This is a genomic window from Fodinibius salipaludis (genome assembly GCF_002287075.1).
Classification (GTDB): domain Bacteria; phylum Bacteroidota; class Rhodothermia; order Balneolales; family Balneolaceae; genus Fodinibius; species Fodinibius salipaludis.
Genome location: NZ_NSKE01000011.1, coordinates 77,759 through 103,522, shown reverse-complemented (window position 1 = coordinate 103,522; position 25,764 = coordinate 77,759). Strand labels below are relative to the sequence as shown.

Below are 25,764 nucleotides of genomic sequence, written 5' to 3'. Positions count from 1 at the left end.
CACGCAATTTTCCGTCCTGTTCCATTCCTTTTTAGCAATTTGCCCATACTTATTCAAAGCCATACAACCATTAACAACTTTTCCAAATAAATAATATCTATCAGCAACACATATCGTTATAAAATAATAACCTGGTTGCGAATAATCGTATCCCTTTAATCTGATTGACTGCCGGTTATGTTTTTGGGGATCATACATCCTTATAGTATTTATTCTGTGGCTTGCTATAAGTAAGACCTTTACCAAAAAGCATCCTTACGAAATTGGGTGAGAATTTCTACAGGCAGACTCTTATCTTTGGAGCGAACAATTTTTAGAACCGAACTGATTTACATTCATGGCGCAACCGACCTTTAGTACCCATGTAGGAATGGTGGACATCCTGCCCGACGAAGTAGGCAAATGGCAAGCACTGGAACGCATCATCCACGAAGAGGCCAAAAAGTTCAACTTTGAGGAAATCCGCACCCCTATTATGGAGCAGACAGAGCTTATTGCCCGCGGCGTGGGCCAGTTGACGGATATCGTCTCTAAGGAAATGTTCGCCTTCGAACGCGGAGATGACCAGTATGTACTTCGTCCCGAGTGCACTGCGCCCGTTGCACGCGCATTTGTTGAACATCACCTTGAGCAGCGTGGCGGTACCCAAAATTTGTATTACATTGGGCCGATGTTTCGCGCTGAAAAACCACAAAAAGGTCGCCAGCGTCAGTTCCACCAGTTCGGGGCAGAAATTATCGGCGCTGACGATCCCGCTGCCGATGTTGATATTATCACACTAATGATGTCGATTTATGACCGCGTTGGCATCAGCAATACCTCGCTAAAGATTAACTCCGTAGGAGATCCCGCCAGTCGAAAGGCGTACACCAAAGCACTCAAAGATTATTTTCGGCCCCATCTTGATGAGATGAGCGATATTTCCAGGGAACGCTTCGAAAAAAACCCCCTGCGTATATTGGATTCCAAAGAAGAGGAAGATCAGCCGTTTATTGAGAACGCACCTGTAATAACTGATTTTCTTACCGAAGAAACGGAAGCACACTACGCCCGAGTCAAAGAATTATTAAAGGAGCTGGAGATCCCATTCGAAGAAGATCCATACTTAGTACGCGGACTCGATTATTACACGCGTACCGCCTTTGAGCTTATCAGTCCGGACCTGGGAGCACAAGATGCACTCGGTGGTGGTGGGCGTTACGATTTGCTGATTGAAGAAGTTGGCGGACAACATACTCCAGCCGTAGGATTTGCGGCCGGCATGGAACGGTTATTCATTGCTTGTGACGAGCTCGATATTAATCTGGTGGAAGAAGAAATGCTGGATGTATATATCGTTACGCTCGGCGACGAAGCCAGAAAATGGGGCATCAATCACCTCCCAAAACTTCGCAAAGCCGGGCTTTCGGCCTCAATGGATTACATTGGTCGATCTATTAAAGCACAGATGAAAGACGCTGACCGCGAAAATGCCCGTCACGTAATTATTGTCGGCGGCAATGAACTGGCTGAGGGTAAGTTCACGCTTCGCAACATGAAAGCCAGCGAAGAAGATTCGTATAGTTTTGATGAAATCCTTAATAAGCTAACCAATTAAAAAAGAACACTTCCTATGAAAAACATAAAATATTATTTCATAGGGGGGTTGGTCCTTGTTATAGCTATTATCGGCTATCACTTTTTAGCAGCTTCACATGCCGAGCAGCAGATAGATGAGGCCATCCAAGAACAGACGAGCCAAAGAAATACAATATCTGTTCAATATTCCGAAATAGATGTAGCCCCCTTTTCCGCAGATATTACGATAAATGACCTGAATATAATTTTGGGAAATCATATCGAACGCGCCCGGCAGCTTAAGCTGGACCTAAACTACCTCGACTTTTTGAATATATATTTTGGCGGGGTCGAATACGGATTAAATCACTTGGATAAAACCATTATCAATGCGATATCCCCTTCATATACAAACAAAGCAGAACTGCAGGAAGTAAAGTCTGATTCGCTTACGATTACGTATCAAGGCAATGCCCTTGATGGTATTCAAAGTGCTGTCAACGGAACTCCTTTTAGTACAGATCAGTCTCTCAAAATCCGGAGTAGTAATATTACTTTCTCGGTTCCCCAAACATTACTTTCAACCATTAAAGCTCAAGAGTTGAGCTATTCCGGCAGCATTTCAAAAGCACAAACAAACTTTTGGAAAGAGGGTTCTCATCATATTCGCCTGGATTCACTGCTTTGGACACCCTCCGAATCATTACAGAACAAGTATAGTTTCTTTATTAAAGGCTTTGGCTATCCAACTGATGCCATCCCCTTCCAGTCTGCAGAATTACGGACTAAACCCGTCTCTCAAGCTGATGATACATTGGCAATTAATTCCACTGTTAAATCGGAATTAGCTTTACTTACCAGCCAAGGAAATATCATTCTTAAACAGCCCTTGGAAGATTCCGAATTTCGAGATATGCAAATTTCACTCTCTGACTTCTCGGAAAAATTTGGCAACGTGTTAAACAATATTGAACAACTATTATCTATCACCCTACCGAAATCCGAAGCGGGAATTACCATTCAACTACAAGGCTCTATTGATAATCCCAGGGTTACTGAATAGAATTCCGATAAGCTTCCCATACTTCTTTCCACAAATTTCAATAAATATCTAATAAAAAAAGGCGACCCGAAGGTCGCCTTTTTTTATTAAGCTAAGTTGTGTGAAAGTTAAGAGGTTGCCTCACTTCCCTCGGGCACATCATAGGGTTGTTGCGTATCCGCTCCGTAATCCGGACGTCGACTCAAGAAGTAATAACCCAATAGGCCACTGGCAAGAGAACCAACCAAAATTCCTACCTTCCCAAATTCAAGCACTTCCGATCCGGCCTCGAATGAGAGGTTTGCAATAAACAGAGACATCGTAAATCCGATACCCGCAAGCAGGGCAACACCGTAAACCACCTTCCATGTTTCCTTGTTATCGGCTAAATCAGTAAAACCCAACTTGGTGAGTATCCAGGTAAATCCTAAGATACCTATCTGCTTACCAACAAATAATCCGATAGCAATTCCCCATGTCAAGGTCGAAACAAACGCATGTCCCATCACCTCGGGATCAAAAACAACCCCAGCGTTAGCAAAAGCAAATATCGGCATAATGAGGAAATAAACCGAAAAGTGGAGCTTATGCTCTAAGCGATGCAGGGGCGATTCGGCATGTTCTACTGTTTCCTCCATGTGATGCAGTGCCTGCTCTTTCGTAACAGGCATGTCATCGTCCTCAGCCTGCTTAAACAGATCAAAACCTTCCTGTGCGTATTCTTTCAAACGCTCCAGGCTCCATCCGCGACTTGCCGGCATTACAAAACCAAGCATCACTCCCGCAATTGTTGCGTGCACACCAGATTTAAGAACGGCCCACCACATGATAAATCCAATAATCATATAGGGAGAAATTTTGTGAACCCCACGGTAATTAAGGAGCATTAAAAAGAGGAAACTGATACCGGCAACACCCAGTGCCACCATGCTGATAGATTCAGTATAGAAAAAAGCAATTACCAAAACGGCAATCAAATCATCAACAACCGCAATAGCTGTTACAAAAACCTTGGCCCAAACCGGAACACGAGAACCAAGCAGTGCTACAATACCAATAACAAAAGCAATATCGGTAGCCATTGGAATAGCCCAGCCATCCATATAGCCGGTACCTGCATTAAAGCCCCAGAATATTAACGCTGGTAATGCAGCTCCGCCAACGGCTGCTACAGCCGGTAATAAAGCTGACTGAAAGGTTGAAAGTTCTCCATATTTCAGTTCTCGTTTAATTTCTAACCCAACGAGTAGAAAAAATATGGCCATCAATCCATCATTAATCCAATGATGAACCGATTCATCTATCATCAAATCGCCAACTCCTATAGAGATATGGAGTTCTAACAGATGATGATACCATTCGTAAAGCGGACTATTTGCTACGATTAAAGCAAGTATTGTAGCATACAAAAGCATCATACCTGCCGCAGAGTCTCTTTGAAAAAAACTCTTTATTTTCTGTGCTAAACCGTTACTGTTATCTGTCACTTTCCTATTTTTTTAACTTTTAAAATTATGTGTTGAATATAACATTTTGTGTAATCTTAGATAATATGGATTTCACTATTTATCGTCTGTTTTACGCCATTCTTTAACCTTTTCGATATCTTCTACTTCTCCGATAATAGATATTTCATCTCCATCCTCTAAAACCGTATAACCATGTGGAATCTTGATATTACCATTCCGTTTAAGAATGGTAATGAGACTTTCTCCAGGCAGGTCAAGCTCCATAATTTTTTTACCAATAAGCTCTTTGGTTCTATTGTTTTCCCTGATGGTAATATTGATAAAGCGTTCATCTCTGAGCAGAATTTCCCGCAGTTCTGACTCATTTTCCGCACTTTTCCATCGTTCAATAAAGTGCTTGGCATCAATCATTTCTGCAAGATGGGCAATCAGCCGCAGATGCTGGCTCGAATGTTCTGAAGAACTAACCAAGAAAATCATTGCACGCAGATTTTCCACATCTCCCGTCTGGTCTTCATCAAGAACATCAAATCCTTCGGTGGATACCTTAATACTTTCCGGAATACGCACCAACACCATTTGAGGCTGGCAATCTTCGTCCACTCGAATATGATTGATAACCGCACTATTACCAAGCGGTATCGTCCCCATATCCTGAGCCTTACAAAAATTATCTACAAGAAACTCCCGATCCATATCAAGGCGTTCGGCAAAAATATCTGAAGCCTGTTTTATAATCGTTTTATAACTCAGGTTTTTATTTGGCTCATCAATAACCGCAGCACTAGCCACTACATGCTCATAAGGATCTTCCTCGCGAAGTCCTTTTTCTCGAAGTATGCCACGCATTTCTCGCTCCAATCCCTGATCTTTGCGTTTACCAAGACGAGCCGTTACATGAAAGATAGCTCCTTCACGATCAATCTTGCCATACGCATAGTAGTAAAACCAACCAATACTGAAAATACTCACTACCAAAGTAAAGAGGATTGACAGCAAGCCCATTTCCAGAATAAGAATAGCCGAAAGGATCATCCCGGCAATTTGGATCCAAGGGTAGAAAGGAGAATTAAAACCGGGATCGTACTCCTCAATTTTACTTTCGCGCATTACAATTACTGCCAGATTCAATAAGCCAAACAGCAATAACTGAAACGCACTGGCCAATTTTGCTACCTGTGCAACATTAAAAGCAACCAGGAAGAAAATCATCAAAAATACCGTGGCAATAATTGCAATGACCGGCGTACCCATCGACCCAATTTTTGAAAATCGGTTATCAATGAGCTTATCTCGTGCCATTGCCAACGGATAGCGAGAAGCTGACATAATACCCGCATTACCAGTGGAAGCAAAGGCGGCTACAGCAGCTATTACCACTAATATAATACCGGTCTCTCCCGGCAGCCAGCTCATAAAAGCTTCTCCGGCCGTAGCAACTGGAGTTAGATCTTCGCGAAATTCAGCAGGATCCAACACCGAAACCATAATAAATACACCGGCAACATAAACAAAAATGGCCGACATGATAGAGAGGAACATACCCCACGGAATATTTCTATCGGGATTTCTAACCTCCTCAGCCACACTGGCAACTTTTGTGAGACCGGCGTAGGATACGAAAACCATCCCTACCGTGGCCCAAAATCCGGTAGCACCATCAATAAAGAGAGGCGTAAACTGATTACGAGTTACCTCAAAAAAGTCGGCCGAAAAAACGGAGAACAATCCCTGAGCAATATAAAAAGTCATAATACTTATCAGGGCGGCAACCAGTACTTTCTGTAGGGCCGTTGTCTCTTTAGCTCCTACAATATTTAGAACCCCAAAAGCAATCGTCAAGACCACAGCGACCGGTACAATTGGAAGCTCAACAAATATTGAGATATAAGCACCCATCCCAATCAATGCAAAAGCACTTTTTAGCACCAAAGCCAGCCAAGAACCATAACCTCCAACTGTTCCCATCACGGGACCAAGGCTGCGATCAATGATATAATAGGTCCCTCCGGCTTTGGGCATGGCTGTGGCCAGCTCTGCCACGCTAAACATCGTCGGTAATACCAAAAGCCCTGAAACAAAATATGCGATAAATACCGATGGACCTGTTATTGCTGCAGCAATACCCGGCAACAGGAAAAACCCGGAACTAAACATTGCTCCCGTCGCAATTGCATATACATCCCACAATCCAAGTTGCTTTTCCAGTTTTTCGTGAGCCATGCTTTTTAAGTTAAAACGGTTATAAAATTTTAGTTCAGAGTTTAAGAAAATAAGTCATTTTCTTAAAAAACTTCTTATCTATCATGTTGACAGAATACCAACAAAGATCACTGAGTCTTCTTCTATTGTTATCCGCTCCAGATATCGATGTCGGCTACTTACCTTTGAGTTCTTTTATCTCCTCAATATCCTCTATCTGTCCAATAATCGACAATTTATCTCCCTCCCGGATTTCTGTATTGCCATGGGGAATATTAACACTATCCCCTCTTTTCAAAATAGCTACAAGACTTTCTCCCGGAAGATCAACCTCATATATTTTCTTTCCAATCAGCTTAGCCGTTTTATCATCAGAGCGAATATAAATATTGATAAACCGCTCGTTCCGTAACAATACTTCACGAAGCTCCGCTTCATCTTTTGCCGAAACCCATCGATTAAAGAAATTTTCCTGATCAATCACTTCAGCCATGTGAGCCAAAAATCGCAGGTGTTGAGTAGCATCTTTTTCTGAGCTGACTAAAAAGAACAGGGCATAAAATTCATGTTTTTCCTGTTCTTTACCCTTATCCTCAAAGCAGGTATCACGTGTAACTAATCCGTCTTTTATTCGCACGATAAAGAGCTCCGGCTCTGCCTCAGCAGGTATTCTTGTATGATTAAGCGCCGCTCCCTGTCCGATCGAAAGAGCTCCAAAATCATTCTCTTTGTGAAATGCCTTTATCAGCTCTTCCCTATCCATACTCACTTTTGTTGCCAGAGTGGAACAGGCCTTTTCTACAATGTCTTCGTAGGATGTCTGGTTATCAGTTACATCCAAGATTGTAGCCTTGCTGACAACCAGCTCGTATGGGTCTTCGTCGCGCAAGCCTTTTTCCTGTAGGATATGACGCATCTCGTGCTCAAGCCCACGATCTTTATATTGGCCCAATCGCTCATGCACATGAAATATAGCTCCCTGACGATCAATCTTACTATAGGCGTAATAGTAATACCAGGCTACTGATAAAATCATTATTCCAACGGTAAATAAGATGGAAAGAATCCCCATTTCAAAAATAAGTAGTCCTGAAGTTAGCATCCCGACCATTTGCACCCAGGGATAGAATGGAGAAGTATATCCCGGATCATATTCCTCAATCTGGCTTTCACGCATCACAATAACAGCTAAATTGAGGAGTCCGAAGAGCAATAACTTAAAAGCACTGGCCAGCTTGGCTACTTCTTTCACATTAAAGACCAACAGCAAAAATACCATCATTCCGGTGGTTGCAACGATGGAATAAACCGGAGTATCAAACTTACCTAACTTCGAGAAGTTAGAGTGAACCAGCTTATCACGGGCCATAGCCAATGGAAATCGAGAGGCTGACATAATACCGGCATTACCGGTAGAGGCAAATGCAGCAATCGCAGCTATAACTACTAAAATGAGGCCTGTGTCTCCTGGCAACCAATCCAAAAACACATTACCTGCTGTAGCCACAGGAGTCAAATCTTTATAAAAGGCGGCAGGCTCCAATACAGATGTCATCAAAAATACGCCTGCAACATACACCACGATGGCGGTTAATATCGATAAAAACATACCCCTCGGTATATTTTTATCCGGATCCTCAACCTCTTCTGCCACGCTTACAACCTTGGTCAGGCCGGCATAAGAGACAAAAACCATCCCTACGGTAGCAAAAAAGCCTTGCATCCCATCCTTAAAAAAGGGAGTGAATTTCTCTCGATGGATATCCAACATGCTTAAAGAAAAAAGATGTGAAAACCCTTGCACCAAGTAAAAAGCCATAACCGAGAGCAGGGTAATAACAAGGATATTCTGTAGCTGACTCGTTTCTTTAGCGCCAAAAACATTAAGTGCGCCAAAAGCAATTGTTAGGGTAATAGCCACCGGTGTTATAGGCACTTCAAAAAATATGGAGATGTACGCTCCCATACCGATAAGTGCAAAGGCACTCTTGAATACCAGGGATAACCACGAGCCGAATCCCCCGATACTACCCATCAACGGTCCCAGAGTACGATCAATAATATAGTAAGTACCACCCGCACGGGGAAAAGCGGTTCCAAGTTCGGCCTTGCTCAACATGGTGGGCAGCACCAATATACCCGACACCAAATAAGCCAGGAAAACTGATGGTCCCGTAACACTTGCAGCCAAACCCGGCAGCAAAAACAAGCCGGAGCTAAACATAGCTCCCGTTGCTATTGCAAATACATCAAATGCCCCAAGTGTTTTGTTAAGTTTTTTAGATTCTTTTAGTTCTGCCAAAGTAAAATAAATGTGGTTTTAAAGCTATTTAGAATTGAAAAACAGCTTGTTGAAAAATAATTTATTGAGAAATGTTATTCCCGTTTGTCGGACTTTTTCTGTTCATCGTCCTCAAAAGCAATGACTCCCTGTTTACCCATTCGAGCAATCATGCGAATGATATAGGCGATTACAACAAGACCAATAAGTCCCTGAACTTTAACGCTTAATATTGGATGCAGGTCAAAAACTTCAATAATAGTATATTCTAATGCAGCTGACACGATAATAATTCCCAACAACCAAGAAAATTCTCTAATAAGTTTATTTTTTATTTGGCTGTTCATCTCATCAATCGTTGTTTAACAGTTTATTTATTGAAAGCAGTTAAAATACAAGGATTGTTTTATTCCTAAAATTATTAGCATAGTTTTTAAAATATTTTTAATCACATAGTAATATTTGACAATTTTAATACCAACTTATTTTAAACAAAGAATCTATCTTCTAATAATCTTCACTAAGAAAGTCCGGAATAATGTTGTTTCTAACACCTCATTTATAGATTTTCATCATTTATAGTAATTAAAACATTATTCTCTCCAGTTTATGGGCGAACATCTCCTAATTGGCATAACAAGTATTTTAGTATTTGGTATTGGCGCACAATGGGTTGCCTGGCGTTTTAAACTACCTGCTATTTTACTTTTGCTTATCAGCGGAGTTCTTGCAGGGCCGGTCTTTGGACTTCTTGATCCGGATCATTTAATGGGTGATCTACTGGCTCCCTTTATTTCTGTTTCTGTTGCTATTATCCTTTTCGAAGGAGGCCTAAGCCTTCGTTTTTCAGAACTCAAAGATATTGGCAGCACCGTTGGAAATCTGGTAAGCATAGGAGTCGTTTTAACTTGGGGAATCACCTCCGTATCAGCTTACTACCTGTTTGTGTTTGACTGGGAACTTTCCATTCTACTCGGAGCTATTCTTGTAGTCACTGGCCCAACCGTTATTATCCCCTTGCTTCGTCAGGTTCGCCCCTCAGGACAAGTAGGGTCTATCCTAAAATGGGAAGGTATTATTATTGACCCCATTGGAGCCATGCTTGCTGTTCTCGTATTTGAGGTGATTTTAAGTGCCAGCTTATCGGCTGCTACCAGCGTTGCTGTAATGAGCATCATGAAAACTATATTTTTTGGGACACTGGTAGGCCTGGGCGGTGCCGCGCTGATATATTTCCTCCTCAAGCGTCACCTACTTCCCGATTACCTGCAAAACCCGGTAAACCTGATGGTAGTAGTTACTGTATTTACTATTTCAAATATGCTTCAACATGAATCGGGACTCTGGGCTACCACCTTGATGGGGATTGCATTGGCGAATCAAAAAGCAGCCCGCATTCACCACATCACAGAGTTCAAAGAAAATCTACGCGTACTCCTCTTGTCTGCTTTGTTTATTCTTCTGGCAGCACGGGTAGAGTTGAGTAGCTTAACCCAAAATTTAAGCTGGAGCCTTGCCGCATTTCTTGCCATTCTCATCCTAATCGCTCGTCCCGTTGGAGTATATATTTCTACGTACTTTTCTGAAATTACCTGGCGCGAAAAACTTTTCCTCTGCTGGATGGCACCGCGTGGAGTCGTAGCAGCATCTATCTCCTCAATTTTTGCGATAAATTTAATACAAAATGGTTTTGAACATGCCGACCAACTGGTGCCCATTGTGTTTCTGGTAATTATTGGTACCGTTACAATTTATGGTCTGCCGGCCGCATGGGTTGCCCGCAAATTAGGCGTTGCCAAACCTGTACCAAATGGGCTCTTAATTCTTGGAGCACACAACTGGGCTTTAAAAATTGCAAAAGCGGTCAAAGAAGAAGGCTTTAAAGTTTTAGTTGCTGATTCGAATTGGAAAAATATAAGTCGCGCCCGCCAGAAGGGACTTAAAACATACCATGGTAATATCCTGTCAGAATTTGCTTTGGAAGAGTTGAACCTTGATGGTGTTGGTCGAATGCTTTCATTAACACCCAATGATGAAACAAACTCTCTGGCTGCTCTTCGATTTGGTGAGATATTCGGTCGCTCACACGTTTTTCAGCTTGCTCCTAACACGCAGGGCCAAGTGGAAAATAAAGATGTTACCAGTCATCTAAGCGGAAGAATTCTGTTTCACGAACGCTTGAATTTTGAAAATTTATCACGGTTCTTTTCAAAACACACCGAAATCCAGTCAACTTCCTTTAATAAGGATAATCCTGCAGCTAAATTTGAGGAACAAATTGGAGAAGAATATATCCCCCTTTTCCTAATTACTTCAAGTAACGAAATTCATCCCTATACTGTTAATAATCCGCCTTCCCCTTCCAATGGTGATCAAGCATTTTACATCCATCTGAATGATGAAATCCGCCAACAAATTAAACAGGAGAGTAATTCTTTAGAGACTTCAAACGCCAATCAGTCAAAATAAACGGCTCTGAATATACTAATCGGATTATCTGACCCGTTTAAAAAATGTGGAAAGGTTTTTATAAAATTAAATAGTACAATACAGTAAAGCAGATATTGCAATAACTTCATAATTCAAATAACTATACCATGAAGAATCAGTTGCCAATATTAACCCTGGTTGCTATTGCATTAACTCTCACATTCTGCAGCAGCTCACAGCAATCAGCATCTACTGGTTCTTCTGGTCAACAGTCACAAACTGAATATTCCAAGTACTACACCTCTGCATTCCCCCAAAAAAATATCAGCTCTCAGCTAAAAAATGCCCAGCAGTCGGTTGTTCGTATTGTATCCACCGGATTCTATAACAACTATAGCTTTAACGACAAAGCCATAACGCTGGCCGATATCAAAACTAACCCTCCAAAAGATATTGCCACTTCCCAAACCTCAGTAGAAGAGAGTACCAGTGGAACGGCTATTATTCTGGGACGTAACAACCAAAATTCTCTGCTGGCAACCTGTCATCACACCGTCTTTTTTCCGGATACAATGATCACATATTACGAAGGACCGGATATTCCCGACGAGACTTATGTAGAATCTATCAGTATTAAGAATAACCAAACGAGCCTCGTTTACACTTCGTCTGAGCTGCAACCATTCGAAGTTTTAGCTACCAAGCCACGAGCAGACTTGGCCCTTCTGAATGTTGAATTCGAGCAAACTGGCAATTTGGACCTTTATCCCCTTACGATAGACGCGGGTAACAGTGATTTTCTTCAATTGGGGTCGCTGATATATGTTCTGGGATTCCCCAAAAGCTACCCAATGGTTACTCGTGGATTGGCCAGTCCTTCAGATAGTTGGAACGACCGATTTTTCGTTACGGATGCCATTTTTAATCCCGGTATCAGCGGCGGATTGATTTTAGCCAGTAATGACAATTTTAAATCTTTCGAATGGGTAGGTATGGCAAGCTCATCAACCGCAAGTCGCGAAAACATCCTGGTCCCCCGACCCAATGCAGATACTTATTCGAATATTACGCGCCCCTACTCTGATTCTGTATTTGTAACACAAAAATCCCGTATCAATTATGGTATTACGCAAGCAATCCCTATTAATCAAGTCAGGGAGTTTTTAAAAGAACAGCAATCTCTTCTTGAGAGCAAGGGATTCAAGAATCTACCGATACTGCAGTAGTACAAATTTTTGTTTGTATAATCTATTCATCCCTATTTTTTTACGCTCCAACAGATTTTCTCAACTTAAAACAGCGGTTTGATGCATATTCTTAAATTCGGCGGCACCTCTATGGGTGATGCCCAAACCTGGAAACAAGTAATCAATATTATTAAACGCTATGAATCTCCATATATAGTTGTCTCAGCCACGGCTCGTACTACTCGGACATTAATAAAGGCAGCCCATAAAGCCATTGATGATCTCCCAAAAGCAAACAAAATTGCCGATGATATTGCAGCCCGCCACAATAATATCGTCGAAAACTTCTTAGCTGATTTTGATAATTCCTCCCAAACTCTTGAAGCTTGCCATAACTGGATTAAAATGCATACTGAGGAATTGAAAGAACACCTTTCCACCATCCATAATAAGCAAGAACTTGCAGAACCTCTTAAAGATGTTATAGCTTCGATTGGCGAACGGCTTTCTTCTTATCTTTTCGCAGAATGTGGATACGCAGCAGGGTTATTTACTACTTGGTTGGACGCCACTAAAATAATACGCACCGATTCTAACTTTGGCAAAGCTACCCCTAACTTTGAGTTTATTGCCAACAAGATAAACTCGCTACAACAAAAAATATCTGAAGATAGTATTCCGGTTATGGGGGGCTATTATGGAATGGATGCCAACGAAAACATCACCACCCTTGGTTTTGAGGGATCAGATTACTCAGCCAGTCTCATAGGTGCTGCCTTAAATGCCAATGCCATTGAAATATGGACAGACGTCAGCGGTGTTTATACCTGTGACCCAGACTTTATTGTGGATGCTAACCCCATCCCACAGCTCAGCTTCCAAGAGGCTACTGAGCTGGCTTATTTCGGTGCCAAGGTCTTGCATCCATCCACAACAAAACCCGCTTCTAAACAGGATATTCCCATTCACGTGAAAAATATTTTTGATCCGGAAGCACCGGGGACACGTATATCGAGCGAGTCTGCAAATGATCAACCTGTCAAAGCTATCACATACAAAGAACACTGCACGATTATTACGGTCACCTCTTCTCAAACTGTTATGGGGTACGAATTTTTAGCAGATGTATTTGATGTACTGCGCTGGCACCAGCTTCCGGTTGATGTGGTTACTACCACCGAAGCATCTGTTTCTATTGCAATAGAAAATAGTGATCAAATTGATCAGGTTGTCACACAACTAAATACCCATGGTACGGTAGAACTGCGACCAGATCAAGGTATTATAAGCCTGGTAGGTTGCAAAAATAGCCCTCGTCAACTTATTATAAATATTCTCAGTCAGATTGACGATGTCCCCCTAACTATGATTTCGTACAGTAAATCCAAGGGTAATCTCAATATCGTGGTGGATACAAAAGATACACTTCCCTCGGTAAAACAAATTCACAAGAAACTGTTTTCGTAAAAATAGCTTTCCCCTTAGAAATTATTGCGAATATACCAGAGTATTTTCTCCATCTCCTCTTTAACAACCGACGAGGACGTCACATAGTGGTTATTCATAAAGCTGAAGTAGAGCTTTTTACCACTTTTGGTCAACAGATAACCACTCAGCGAATGGTTATTGCTCAACGTGCCGGTCTTTGCAAAAACATAGGGCTCTTCTCCATCATCACGCGGTCCATACCAACTGCTGATAGTTCCACGTTCCCCTCCTGCCGGCAATAGGTGAAACAGTTCCTCCTCATCCTCAAATTCATCATCAATAGCTTCCAGCAGACGAATCATCGATTCGGGGGTAAACATGTTATATCGCGACAAACCCGAACCATCCACCCATTGCGGCTCTTGTGGCAACATATCCAGATACTCTTCTTTCATTTTTTCAATCACGCTTCGGGAGTTCAGCGGTTTCCCCAGCTCCGAAGCCGTCACCAGCAACAGCTGCTCAGCAATAAAGTTATCACTCGGTTGCAGCATACGCTTGTAAGCCGTATCCGATTTTATGCTGTAAATCTTTTCCGGAGATTCCGAACGCTCAACATCCACATACTCAACCGTTTTTCCGAGCGTATCTGATAACATATCCGTAACCATTTCAGGACGGTAATGGAACGGTTTATGAATGGTATACGTGCTGGTATCGGCTTCCTGGTTATATAAAAACGTATTGTTAGCCATACCGCGGTGTAGAAACTCCTCCCGATCTCCGGTTTCATCTACATACGACTGAAAATATTTCGGAGAAACAGCTAAGCCGCTGTCGGTCTCGGCAATTTTTCGAAGCTCAATTTCCTGAATAGTGAACCGTGCAATATTGCCAAAGATGGGAAACGGCACTTTCTCCGGCTGATAATAATACTGGTAGTCGCTCCACGACCATCCCGGCCCCAGTAGCTCGTCATCAAAATTGGTATCCGAAAAATAGAGATCCTCATCACGACTTTTTAGAAACTTGTAGACCTTGTCATTACCAAAGTCGGGATGCAAAAACGAAGGGTCACCCGTCCCCCAGAAAATAAGCGAGTCACCGCGCACTTCGTATTCGAGGGCCTTAAGGGAATCCGGCAAGAGTTTCAATCCGGTATAAAAAGTAAACAGCTTGGTATTCGAGGCCGGCGTAAAATAGCGGTCTGCATTCTGGCTGTGAATCATTTCATTTGTCTCAGGATCGTACAGCGCAAACCCAGTCAGGTTGGCCGAGAATACCTCAGAGGTATCAATCATTGTTGCCAGCGGAGTGGCGCTCTTTTGTTCTATCTCTGTTTTAGACTGACCTTCGGTAAGCTGCTCCGTAGATTGACATCCGATTGCCAACGAAACAATTAAAAGAACCGAAACCAATAATTTTCTTTCCATCTTATTTCAACTAAAGTTTAATATTTTGCCAAATTTCCTTCATCAACTCTACTAAAATAAGCGGGAGCTGTTATATTAAGCATAGTCTTAAGTCCCGGCGTAGCTCTGCTTATCGATCGTATCGCATTCACAATAATTGCCGAGGTTGCGATGTCTCCATTAATCCCACCATCAACTGTTGAAGTAAAAGTGGGAGTCCCGGTTATATAAATGCTGTCATGTGATTTCTCTATTCCAACGGCTGCTTCAAAGACCAGCCTAATCACTTCTTTGTCATTCTGTAATCCCAACGCAACCTGTCTAACTCCTGCAATATTTCCCGGCTGCACCATTCCACTTTCCGTCTGAATAGAACTTTCAGCCTGAATGGGTTGCAGCCTTTCATCTACATTCGTTAACTCCCAGTTCATAGCTTCAGCAATCATGTAAACGGATTCCGGCAATCCTACATGACGAATCGAATCCCTGTTTTCCTCAAATTCACTACCCGTAAGCCCCACACCAATTTTATCTCTAAACGGCTTGCGTCGCGGCCGTGCATCCTGAATACGCTCCACCTTGATATGCTTTACCTCTCGACAAACCGACGTTAGCACTGACGGCAGATAATCCATTAAAAAACCAGGATTGACGCCGGTACCGACACAGGAAATATCCTTTTCTTTACAATAATTATCGATTCGGTGGGCACATTCCGGCTGCGTTTGCCAGGGATGCGAAAGCTCCTCGCAGGTTGATACGATATCTAATCCACAATCGGCCACCTCCTGAATTTGAGCTTCCATCTTTTCCAGGGGTGATACCGTAGATATTACAGCAACATCAACCTGCCCAATGGCAGAGCAGGAATTGAGATCCGGAGAAATAATAATGCCCGACTCATCATCACCGGCATGTTCACCCAGATCTTTTCCCACCTTCTGGAGATCAGGATCAACTGCCCCTACAATTTGTATTCCATCTCGCTCGGAAAGATAGCGCGTAAGCCGTTGACCAATGGGACCTAATCCCAGTTGTACTGCGTTAATCATTATATCTCGTACATATTTTCTACATCAATGATATTGCCTTCTTTATGCTGCAGATATCGACGTGATTCGAGATAGCGATTGAGATTATATTCGTCGTAGTTTTCAGCTTCGGGATCAATGCTGCTCACTTTAACTCTACCAGCAGAATGGATAAATTCATCATTGCCAATCCACATGCCCACATGCACAACGCGCCGATCACGTTCTTCGGTAGCTTCGCTTCCAAAGAAGAGCAGATCACCAGGACGCAGATTCTCAAAATTACCGGTAGAATCAACTAATTCTCCGGCATGCACTTGCTGAGATGCATCTCGGGGAATAACCCACCCGTTCATAAAATAGATCGTCTTGGTAAAACCACTGCAATCCATCCCTTTTGAAGATGTTCCTCCCCACAGATAAGGCGCACCTTTCAATGATTTTGCCTCTTCTACCAGTTTGTTTTCGGACGCTTCGACGGATACTTTCCAGTCGTCAAAAGAGCGAGCCTCCATTCTACTCACATAACCAGTTCGTCCATCGGGATAGCTCACTTCGTAATAATTGCCCGAGGTGCCATTCACTTTTAGAATGCTTCCGCTTACCAAATCCGAAACTTTGGTCGCTTCACGATTGGGTTCTTCGTAAGCGTACCCATTGGTTTCAATATAAATCATTTTATCAGCCGCTTTCCATTCCTCGTATTCCTCTTGGTTCATCTGGTGAATACCGCCATAATCAACCCACGACAGATAATCATCCGGGGTCTGAATCATATACCAGCCCCCCTCTTTTTTAAGCACTTTTACAGGCATACCCAACGTAGCTTGGGTAACCAGCTGTGCAGGATGTGATGGACGAGATCGCAGATTAGCTACTGAATTGTTAATAATTCCCAAGGTCTTCCCATCAAGTCCATCCTCTGGCAACACATTGATGCTATCAACAGTCGTAACATTTATTGCTGAAAGTGAATCAAGCAATGCCGCTTTAGCTTCTGGAAGATTTGTTTCTCCCTTTAGAACCCATTCTCCATTATTTGATATCGCTTCCACATCAAATAAAGCTACTCTGCTGTCGGACGCAAAATGTTGAGAAGTATTCGCAATTTTCTGTTTAATATCCTCCTTTTGGGACGGCCCACAAGCCATCAACGAAACAAGCAGAAAAATTACCAGAGATATTGAGATAGATCGATATTTCATTGAATTAAATCTTTTAGAAAATTATTGATGGTAAATAAAAGGCACAGGAGACCGTATAGTTCCTGTGCCTTTTATTAATTCATTTGGACAACTTTATGATCACCGAATAATGGATATGAAATTTTAAATATTATTCAACATCCCACCAAAGTCGACCATAAATTGAGTTGTCCCCATTAAATTGGCGATCAACTGCTTCCTGATAATTTTCAGTATTATTCAATTCCTCATCAGAGGTGTAAGCCTGTCTTAAAGGAACATCTCTACCTTGTGGGTTTACCATATTATCGGGATATCCGGTTCGGCGATATTCTGCCCACGCTTCGTATCCATGCATGAACAAGTGCAGATAACGCTGTTCTGAAATCATCTCAATACCATTGGCAGGGTTGTAAACAACATTAGGTTCAGAGAGATAACTTTGGACACCTGCATCGCTTCCTGTCCATTGGACAATGGAAGCTTCAATAGCTTCATTATAATGTGTTTCGGGATTATCCGTTGTCCAATCACGCTGGGCGGCCTCTGCTAACGCAAATTTGGCCTGTGCATACGTAACCAGATATACAGGAGCATCCTGCTCATAAATTTGCGTACCCAACAAAGAGTAGTCATCAGCCTCAACATCGTTTGGCGTACCGAATGGCAAGCCAGTATAATCGCCGGTATTTGCAGCCTGTTCCCCATAAACCGCTAATCGGGGATCATTATTGGGTTCCATCATATCGATTATTCTCACAGGTAGTGCCCACCATACCCGAGATTGGCGTATGATCTGGTTATACCAATAGTTTTCATTGTTTTCATCAGCCAGATGCTGGAAGACAAAATTATCATCATTTGATGTCATAACTCCGTCATCCATAGCATTGGTAAACTCATCTTCGGCCCATGCTTCGTCTCTTTCCGATAAGCGAAGTGCCATCAGCATACGAACGGTATTCCCGAACTTTCTCCACTTTTCGATATCACCACCATACATAATGTCATTTGAAAGTCCACGACCTACTTCGAGCTGATCCCCGGCTTCTTTTAGCAATGTAAAGAGACTATCATAAATTGCTTCTTGCGTATCATAGGCCGGAGTAAAATCTTCCGTCCCATTTAACGCTTCGGAATAAGGAATATCTCCCCAACGATCCGTCATATGCCAGAAGTAATAGGCTTTAAGAATCTTAGCGACAGCTGCTTCATTAGCAACATTGGTATTCTTAATCGCTGTTTGAAGATTCATCAGTGGTCCTTGATACAGCCAGTAGAAACTGGTTGTACCTTCAGGATAAAGAGAATTATCAATATATATGATCTCTGATAAATACTGCGCATTGTATTCACCTTGTGGAGAAGAACTCAACCCTGGCAACGATAACATTGCATTAGCAATAAGTTGCGATGGGGCAGCTTCACTCGGTAAGTTAGGATTCTTATTAATATCGTTATCAAAACTTGCTATTTCGCAGCTGCTAACCAGAAATGCAATTACGGTTATGGATAAAATTAGTTTCTTCATAATTATACTCTTAGAAGGTTAAGCTTAAGTTCAAGCCGAATGTGCGAACAGTGTTTAGCTGTCCGGTCTCTGTCCAGGTGATATCCTGACTTCCCGTTGACAGCTCTGAAGGATCCAGCCCTTTGGGCGCTGCTTGCCATATCATAACCGGGTTTTTGGCATAAACAGCAATTTCAGCCGAACGTATGGGCAACCTATTCATCAGATCGTTGCCAAACGTGTATCCCAATTTAACTTCGCTCAGTTTGATATATGAAGCATCGGTTACCCAATCTTCGTAAATATCATCTCCGAGGACACCTCTGTAATAGTCGCGCGCATTAACGTACGTAGAAACTTCTTGCCCTGTAGAAGCTGAAATACCTTCTACTTTAACACCACCGCCGTCTGCAACAGGATCGCGAACATTATTACCGCGATCATTGACAGCCGCCGTAGCCGGTGCTAAACCTGTTTTATGGGCCAGCATGCGCGACCAACTAAAGAACTGTCCGCCAGACTGGAAGCTAATCATCGTAGCAAGGCTAAAGTTTTTATAATTGAAGGTATTCTGGAAACCACCGGTAAATTCAGGAAGTACACTTCCAAAATTATGGGTAGCATCTGTCCAGATCGGTAAGTTATTATCATCCAATAAAATTTTACCGGTTTCTTCATCCCGCTGATAAGCTTGGCCTACCAAAGCACCATACTCTTCTCCTTCATATGAATTCAAATAACTTGCAGTACCCGAATAAACGCTACTATTGTGTGTGTACACATCAATATCGGGGTGAAGCTCAACAACTTTATTTTGATTTCTACCCAGATTGAATTTTGAATCCCACATAAAATCTTTCGACTCGATGGGAGTCCCAGAAAGTGCTATCTCAATACCTTTGTTTTCAATAAGTCCGGCATTTATAGTAGCTGTATTATATCCACTGGTTCCTGAGATATCCAACGGAATAATCTGGTTCTTACTCTGTTGTTCGTAGTAGGTAAAGTTAAGCTTCAAGCGCCCAAAGAAACTTAAATCAAAACCACCTTCGTAAGAATGAGAAAATGAGGGTTCAATATTCGGATTATTTAAATTATTAGGTACTGATAGAGTATTTGTCCCATCATAAACGGTACCAATACTATATACCGGTGTTGTTTGATAGGGACTCAAATCAGATCCTGCCTGTGCATAACTCAATCTCAGTTTACCAAACGTTAAGGGATCCCAGTCAATAAGTTCGCTAAAAACGAAACTACCGGAAACCGATGGATACCAATATGAATTGTTGTTTTCGGGTAGTGTAGATGACTTATCATTTCTTACACTTACATCTACAAAATACGTTTCATCATATCCCAGAGAAAGCAGACCGTAAGCACTGTATATCTGCTTCTCAAGTTTGTAAGATGTATTGTCGGGACGATCAACAGAAGCCTCAATATTGTAATAGCCCGGTGTCGACAATCCGCCTACTGTTGACTGGCGCAGGTATGAGTAATTTCGATCATATATATTTCCACCAAGAGTAGCATCTACAGAAATCTTGTCCCAATTGTTCTTATACTGTGCTGAGACATCATAATTCATTTCCCGGTTTTCGTATTTACCGACCGTGTAGCCGGATGTTCCCGTACCGCCAACGGCTGATTTCCATTCAATTGACTGTACGTAGACGTCTCCCCGCACTGATGCATTTAAGGTCAGCTCGGGAATTACATTATACTCTACACTGAAATCGCCAAATACACGATTACGATCATCCCGCGTTTCATTTTCGTTAGCCAAGAAATATGGATTATCCCAATAAGCAGGACTGGGGGTTTCACCGGCAGAAGGAACACCTATATTCCAATGCTTTATTGTCCCATCATCATATTTATAGTTCTTTAGTTCCTCCATACTCACATTACGCTGAAACCACTGCCTAAAGTATTGAGAACCATAACCATATCCCTGTGGTGGACGTTGTCCACTATTTCGAGCATAGTTGAGATTTGTTGAAAATGTCCAGTCTTCACTTACGTCCGTTGTAACACTGGCTCCAAGGTTATTTCTTTTATGCCAAGTGTTGGGATATACTCCCTCGGTTCTGGAGTCGTTAAAACTCAACCGATAATTGCTATTTTCACCACTTCCAGAAATGGTTATACCCTGGTTGGATTTGAACCCAGTTTCAAAAAAGTTCTTCACATTATCCGGTTGTGGTTCAAAAGGTGTTAGCTCCCCATAACGTGGATCTTGCGGATAAAAGCTGAAAAATTCACGAACCATGGTGCCATCCATTCGGGGTCCCCAGCTTTCGTCCCAGTTTGTTGCTACGTAGGGGTCACCATTACTAAGGGTATTAAAATCTAGTTTATAACCGGCACCATACTTATTCTGGTATTCCATAAAGTTCCCGGCTCGTTGCACTTCAAAGCTGGAATTAAAATCGACAGAGAAGTCTCTTTCTCCGGAACCACTCTTGGTTGTAATCATTACAACACCATATTGTCCGCGAATACCATACAAAGCAGAAGCAGCCGGTCCTTTAAGCACATTCACTGATTCTATATCATTCGGATTGACATCCTGTGCCAAGTTACCAAAATCGGCCCCACCACTTCCAGCAAAGTTTTGGTTCGAAATCGGAGTGCCATCAACGACAATTAATGGCTGGCCTTCACCGCTTAACGAATTGACGCCACGAATTTTAATCGTCTGCGTACCGCCCATACTTGCACCGGAAGAACCTGAAATTTGAACTCCTGCAATTTTACCTGACAGGGAACCAATCACATTTTGATCTTGGGAATATGTAAGATCATCCCCTCCCACTTCCTGAGAGGAATATCCAATAGAACGCTCATCACGTGTAATTCCTAATGCCGTTACTACTACATCATCTCCAAGTGATTGTACTTCAGATTGCAATTGTACATTAATAGTACTACGTCCATTTATGGGAACAGCCTGCCGTTGATAGCCAATAAAAGAAAACGCCAAACTATCTGCATTATCAGGGGCTGTAATGGAATATTCACCATTTTCATTAGTTGATGTTCCAACCGTTGTGTTGGGAACCATAACGTTAACACCGGGCAACGGATCACCAGTCTCCGCATCTGTCACAATACCAGAAATTTCTTGCTGAAACTGTATTAACAGTCGTTGCGGCTCCGGTCGATCTCGTAAGACAATTTCTCGTGTTTTAGAAATTGCAGCCTCATATGGCGTATTCTCAAGCACTTTTTGCAAAACCTCGGCTACCGTCACCTTTTGCATATCAACGGTTATTGATTGATTCAACGATAACAGTTCGGCATTATAAGCTATTCCAAGATCTGCTTTCAATACAATGTTTTCTAATACTTCTCGTATCGGGGCATCTTTGGCGTTAACTGAAACAGTTTCCTGCAGCTCCGGAATGCGATCAGAGTACTCACTAACCGAATAAAATGATTTACTGATGGACTCATTTGCAGCAGACGTAAGATACTGTCCCTGAGCATCGGTAGTCAATGCGTGACTGACAGGGGAAATCAACAATACTGCCAAGCAGCAAAGCACCGATTTTGACAAAATATGCAATAACGATTCTTTCATAGAACCTCCGTTTGGATTGATTTTTTATTTAAGAACTATCGCTTTTGAATTACTTCGTTTTCTATTTTAGTGAAACCGGTTACAAAAAAGTCATAAGCATACCTCAACTAATTATTTCCTAAAAGTTACTGTATTATCCTTTAACTCATATTCTATATCCAATGATGTTGAAATAACGTCCAATACATTTTGAAGCGACCTGCTCTTTAAATATGCCGTAAGCAAAAGAGTTTTTAGAGTGGGTTCTTCAAAAAATACTCTTATATCGTATCGTCGTTCCAAGGCCTTAGCCACATCATTCAATCGTGACTCTTCAAATTTCAAATAGCCATTTCTCCAGCTCATATATAATTCAAGATCTTCCACCGTTCGCGTTGACAAAGTACTTGTTGAAAGGTCAAAGGTTCCCAATTCATTACGATTTAAAATCGCTTTTTGGCCCTCACCTTCTTTTTTCTGTCCAAATGATACCCGTCCTTCTTCAACGACAACTTGCACCTTTTGGTCCTCTGGGTATGACCGTATAGAAAAAGACGTTCCCAAAACCCGAACCGTTGATTGGTTTGAGTGCACTAAAAATGGTTTTTCTTCATTCTTCGACACGCTAAAATAAGCTTCCCCGTCCAGATGGACTTCACGTACATCAGATGCAAATTCTTTGGGAAGTTCAAGTTCGCTATCGGCATTGAGCATAACTTCAGTACCGTCGGCCAGCGTAAGGTTTGCTCTCTGCCCATTACCTGTACTAATTTGTCGCAAGATCGGTTCTTGATCTTTTTGCGCCGGTTTATCCCAGCTTTGGTATGATAGTAATCCAATAAGTCCCGCAACTAAAAAAACTGCAGCTACTCGAATAAATTTCTGGGTTCCAGAATGGATAGAGGAACTTCGAAAAGACCAATAACGCTTTTGATCAGAATTCTTACTACCCGATGCCCCCTTCTCTTTATTTATTTGCCTGTCCAGCCGATTCCATTCCTGATTAACGTCCCACTCCATATCCTGGGGTGAAACAGCATCACCGGAAAGCTGCCAAATACGACGCAATTCCTGAAATTGTCTCTTATTCTCTTGACTCTGATCAATCCATTGCTCAACCTTTCTCTGTTCTCGGTCAGTACATTCGCCCGCCAAATAGCTGGCAATTAATTGATACTCTTTTCCATTTAGCTGCATTACAACGTCTTTTAATGATCATTCTTTTCTTCATCCATAAGACAGCTGTAAAGTGCTCTCCCCCCAATAAAAAATTTAAGCTGGATAAAAAGGCCTTAGAACGATTTGAGATGGGATTATGATTCAATTTTAGATAACACCCAATCAATGAAAAGGGTCTGACTTACCCAATTTGTGCGCGAATATCTTTAAGTGCCAGTCCCATGTGATTTTCTACAGTCTTACGACTGATATCCAGCACTTCAGAAATTTCATTATAACTCAAACCGTGTCGATGATAAAGGATAAAAACCCTGCGCCGGCGTTTAGGCATAGCAACAACAGCTTCCCAGATTTGATCAACCAATTCATCCTTTTTATCAGCTCCTCGATAAATCGATGGTTTTATATTTCTCAGTCTCTCTCTGGAAAAGGTCCCCCGTACCTCACTGCGATGTCCTCTTTTGTTAATGTTATTAATTGCGGAGTTACGCACCGCTTTTAAAAGATAGGCTTTCACAGAACGGTGAACTTCCCACTTTTTGCGGCGATTCCATATTTTTTCAAACACATCTTGCACAAGATCTTTTGCCCGTTCCTCACAGCTTGTAAACTGATAAGCAAAAGAACATAAATCATAATAGTATTTACAAAATAGCTTCTCAAAGGCATGTTCGTCTCCCTGGCGGATTTTTTCCACAAGATCGTCCCCAAGCTCATCCGTTTGTCCTTTTGCCGTATTCATTCGTTAGCGAACAACTGATATTATGATCAGTATTTCTGTCCTAAGATCCTTTCCAATTAATCGTTTTAAAAAGATTGGTCTAATATTATAAATAAGCTAATAGCCTATAATTAAAAAATAAATCAAAATAGACACTAATAAATGCCTTCTTTTTGCTGATCACTCGATAAGTGTTAGATCACTGCCCCTTCCCCTGACAGCGACATGTCCCAATACTTTTTTCTTTTGATACAAACTAATAGTCAAAAATCCTTCTTTTTAACCTCTAAAATAATTTACCAAATGGCGAACCGCATACAGTAAAAAAATGTAAGCAGTGTTCAAAGTAGATGGGGACTTTTTCTATTAACATAATACAATCGTTTTTTACAAAAGGTAGCCTAAACCTTTTAATTGTAAGACGGGGAGAGTTTATGAAACAGAATCAATTGATGAAGCTTCTTTGGCATCTTCAGGAACAATTCCAAGCCGTTTGGCACGCTCCATCCATTTTTTACGTGCCATCTTCTGCATATCCTCAATAGTATCCACCTCGTCAATAATTTCCATGCCAAGCAAGGTTTCTACAAGATCTTCCATACTAACAACACCGGCGAAACCACCGTACTCATCAACTACGATCGCGATATGCTCCTGCTTTTTCATGAGCTGCTCAAAGAAATCCTGTAGCGGCATCATCTCGGGGACAATAAGGATATCACGCTTCACTTCCTTGAGCTCTTTATCGGTTTCTCCACGGGCTAACATTAACAGTAGATCATTTTTGAGGACGTATCCCGTAACCTCATCGCGCCCATTACCATAAACCGGCAGGCGCGAAAAATGCAGCTGCTCGATATTATCTCGAACATCATCCACTTTCAGGGTTTCGTCAAAACCTACCACAACGGTTCTTGGCGTCATTATATCTTTAACGCGCAATGAATTAAAGCGAATTAAATTTTTGAAGATGCGGGATTCCTCCTCTTCAAAGATACCTTCTTCTACTCCACGATCTGCTAATGCACCAAACTCTTCGCGACTAAAGCTCGGTATTTTTTCTTCCTCTGCAAGCCAACGTGTAATAGCTTTTGACATGATCACCAATGGATACATCAGAAACAACAGTACGCGTAAGGTTTTTGCCGCAAATGGTGCCAAGCTTCTCCAATAGGTTGCCCCAATCGTTTTGGGAATAATTTCAGAAAGCACCAAAATTAGAAAAGTAAGTACTGCTGATGTGATAGCTACATATGCATCTCCAAACACAATTTGCGCCTGTGCTCCCACCCCGGCAGCACCCACGGTATGGGCGATAGTATTTAAACTCAGAATAGCGGAAAGCGGACGATCGACATCCTCTTTATAATGACGTAACAACTTTCCGACCTTTGTACCCTTTCGCTCCATGATGGCGATATAGGAATGGCTCACTGACAGTAATACCGCCTCTAAGATAGAACACAGAAACGATACCCCAATAGCAAGCGCTAAGTAAAAAATCAGTAAATACATAGATCAAAAATAGTAGTATTACACCTGATTAAAAAACCTTATTGCCGT

Annotated in this window: 17 protein-coding genes; 5 read left to right on the top strand and 12 right to left on the bottom strand. The window is 41.9% G+C overall.

What is annotated here, in order from left to right; translation table 11 throughout:
• Positions 1-337: 337 nt before the first annotated feature.
• Both hisS and CK503_RS14025 read left to right on the top strand, forming a co-directional pair.
• Positions 338-1,597, top strand: coding sequence for a histidine--tRNA ligase (hisS, locus tag CK503_RS14030; protein ID WP_095607457.1), 1,260 nt, complete (start codon positions 338-340; stop codon positions 1,595-1,597).
• A 15-nt stretch (positions 1,598-1,612) separates the two neighbouring features.
• A complete protein-coding gene (locus CK503_RS14025; protein ID WP_095607456.1) occupies positions 1,613-2,620 on the top strand; it encodes a hypothetical protein in 1,008 nt (335 codons plus the stop codon).
• Positions 2,621-2,727: 107 nt separating this feature from the next.
• Here CK503_RS14025 and nhaA read toward each other — a convergent pair whose 3' ends face one another.
• The 4 genes from nhaA to CK503_RS14005 all read right to left on the bottom strand — a co-directional run bounded on the left by nhaA (position 2,728) and on the right by CK503_RS14005 (position 8,898).
• Positions 2,728-4,086: a Na+/H+ antiporter NhaA gene (gene nhaA, locus CK503_RS14020; RefSeq protein ID WP_255233439.1), complete on the bottom strand. Its 1,359-nt coding sequence runs from the start codon at positions 4,084-4,086 to the stop codon at positions 2,728-2,730.
• A gap of 75 nt (positions 4,087-4,161) precedes the next feature.
• On the bottom strand, positions 4,162-6,291 hold the full coding sequence (locus tag CK503_RS14015; RefSeq protein WP_095607454.1) for an amino acid permease: 2,130 nt from the start codon (positions 6,289-6,291) through the stop codon (positions 4,162-4,164).
• Between the two features lie 154 nt (positions 6,292-6,445).
• Entirely contained in the window at positions 6,446-8,572 is a 2,127-nt protein-coding gene (locus CK503_RS14010) for an amino acid permease (RefSeq protein ID WP_255233438.1), read from the bottom strand.
• Between the two features lie 74 nt (positions 8,573-8,646).
• A complete protein-coding gene (locus CK503_RS14005) occupies positions 8,647-8,898 on the bottom strand; it encodes a hypothetical protein (RefSeq protein WP_095607453.1) in 252 nt (83 codons plus the stop codon).
• A gap of 262 nt (positions 8,899-9,160) precedes the next feature.
• Between CK503_RS14005 and CK503_RS14000 the strand changes: the two genes are divergently transcribed.
• From CK503_RS14000 to CK503_RS13990, 3 genes are all read left to right on the top strand, one after another.
• Positions 9,161-11,020 carry a cation:proton antiporter gene (locus CK503_RS14000; protein ID WP_095607452.1) on the top strand — a complete coding sequence of 620 codons (1,860 nt, stop codon included), beginning with the start codon at positions 9,161-9,163 and terminating at the stop codon, positions 11,018-11,020.
• A 128-nt stretch (positions 11,021-11,148) separates the two neighbouring features.
• Positions 11,149-12,207 (top strand): S1 family peptidase, encoded by a 1,059-nt coding sequence (locus tag CK503_RS13995; protein WP_095607451.1) that lies wholly within the window; start codon positions 11,149-11,151, stop codon positions 12,205-12,207.
• Positions 12,208-12,288: 81 nt separating this feature from the next.
• Positions 12,289-13,635 (top strand): aspartate kinase, encoded by a 1,347-nt coding sequence (locus tag CK503_RS13990; protein ID WP_095607450.1) that lies wholly within the window; start codon positions 12,289-12,291, stop codon positions 13,633-13,635.
• A 14-nt stretch (positions 13,636-13,649) separates the two neighbouring features.
• On the opposite strand, the gene CK503_RS13985 is transcribed toward CK503_RS13990, so the two are convergent.
• The 8 genes from CK503_RS13985 to CK503_RS13950 form a co-directional block, all read right to left on the bottom strand.
• Positions 13,650-15,029 carry a D-alanyl-D-alanine carboxypeptidase gene (locus CK503_RS13985; RefSeq protein WP_095607449.1) on the bottom strand — a complete coding sequence of 460 codons (1,380 nt, stop codon included), beginning with the start codon at positions 15,027-15,029 and terminating at the stop codon, positions 13,650-13,652.
• A 17-nt stretch (positions 15,030-15,046) separates the two neighbouring features.
• Entirely contained in the window at positions 15,047-16,060 is a 1,014-nt protein-coding gene (locus tag CK503_RS13980) for an NAD(P)H-dependent amine dehydrogenase family protein (protein ID WP_095607448.1), read from the bottom strand.
• Positions 16,060-17,244, bottom strand: a complete 1,185-nt coding sequence (locus tag CK503_RS13975; protein ID WP_095607447.1) for a C40 family peptidase — start codon at positions 17,242-17,244, stop codon at positions 16,060-16,062. The genes CK503_RS13980 and CK503_RS13975 overlap by 1 nt, the downstream gene beginning before the upstream one ends.
• A gap of 130 nt (positions 17,245-17,374) precedes the next feature.
• Entirely contained in the window at positions 17,375-18,754 is a 1,380-nt protein-coding gene (locus CK503_RS13970) for a SusD/RagB family nutrient-binding outer membrane lipoprotein (RefSeq protein WP_095607446.1), read from the bottom strand.
• 10 nt (positions 18,755-18,764) lie between these two features.
• Complete coding sequence (locus CK503_RS13965) at positions 18,765-22,322, bottom strand: SusC/RagA family TonB-linked outer membrane protein (protein WP_255233437.1); 3,558 nt, start codon at positions 22,320-22,322, stop codon at positions 18,765-18,767.
• 111 nt (positions 22,323-22,433) lie between these two features.
• Complete coding sequence (locus tag CK503_RS13960; protein ID WP_095607445.1) at positions 22,434-23,498, bottom strand: FecR family protein; 1,065 nt, start codon at positions 23,496-23,498, stop codon at positions 22,434-22,436.
• A gap of 163 nt (positions 23,499-23,661) precedes the next feature.
• On the bottom strand, positions 23,662-24,222 hold the full coding sequence (locus tag CK503_RS13955) for an RNA polymerase sigma-70 factor (RefSeq protein ID WP_095607444.1): 561 nt from the start codon (positions 24,220-24,222) through the stop codon (positions 23,662-23,664).
• Positions 24,223-24,633: 411 nt separating this feature from the next.
• Positions 24,634-25,716 carry a hemolysin family protein gene (locus CK503_RS13950; protein WP_095607443.1) on the bottom strand — a complete coding sequence of 361 codons (1,083 nt, stop codon included), beginning with the start codon at positions 25,714-25,716 and terminating at the stop codon, positions 24,634-24,636.
• Positions 25,717-25,764: the final 48 nt, after the last annotated feature.

Bases quoted from the DNA above. Each gene is read 5' to 3' on its own strand.
- hisS (WP_095607457.1), top strand. From the start codon at position 338: ATGGCGCAACCGACCTTTAGTACCCATGTAGGAATGGTGGACATCCTG.
- CK503_RS14025 (WP_095607456.1), top strand. From the start codon at position 1,613: ATGAAAAACATAAAATATTATTTCATAGGGGGGTTGGTCCTTGTTATA.
- CK503_RS14015 (WP_095607454.1), bottom strand. From the start codon at position 6,291: ATGGCTCACGAAAAACTGGAAAAGCAACTTGGATTGTGGGATGTATAT.
- CK503_RS14005 (WP_095607453.1), bottom strand. From the start codon at position 8,898: ATGAACAGCCAAATAAAAAATAAACTTATTAGAGAATTTTCTTGGTTG.
- CK503_RS14000 (WP_095607452.1), top strand. From the start codon at position 9,161: ATGGGCGAACATCTCCTAATTGGCATAACAAGTATTTTAGTATTTGGT.
- CK503_RS13995 (WP_095607451.1), top strand. From the start codon at position 11,149: ATGAAGAATCAGTTGCCAATATTAACCCTGGTTGCTATTGCATTAACT.
- CK503_RS13990 (WP_095607450.1), top strand. From the start codon at position 12,289: ATGCATATTCTTAAATTCGGCGGCACCTCTATGGGTGATGCCCAAACC.
- CK503_RS13985 (WP_095607449.1), bottom strand. From the start codon at position 15,029: ATGGAAAGAAAATTATTGGTTTCGGTTCTTTTAATTGTTTCGTTGGCA.
- CK503_RS13980 (WP_095607448.1), bottom strand. From the start codon at position 16,060: ATGATTAACGCAGTACAACTGGGATTAGGTCCCATTGGTCAACGGCTT.
- CK503_RS13975 (WP_095607447.1), bottom strand. From the start codon at position 17,244: ATGAAATATCGATCTATCTCAATATCTCTGGTAATTTTTCTGCTTGTT.
- CK503_RS13970 (WP_095607446.1), bottom strand. From the start codon at position 18,754: ATGAAGAAACTAATTTTATCCATAACCGTAATTGCATTTCTGGTTAGC.
- CK503_RS13965 (WP_255233437.1), bottom strand. From the start codon at position 22,322: ATGAAAGAATCGTTATTGCATATTTTGTCAAAATCGGTGCTTTGCTGC.
- CK503_RS13960 (WP_095607445.1), bottom strand. From the start codon at position 23,498: ATGCAGCTAAATGGAAAAGAGTATCAATTAATTGCCAGCTATTTGGCG.
- CK503_RS13955 (WP_095607444.1), bottom strand. From the start codon at position 24,222: ATGAATACGGCAAAAGGACAAACGGATGAGCTTGGGGACGATCTTGTG.
- CK503_RS13950 (WP_095607443.1), bottom strand. From the start codon at position 25,716: ATGTATTTACTGATTTTTTACTTAGCGCTTGCTATTGGGGTATCGTTT.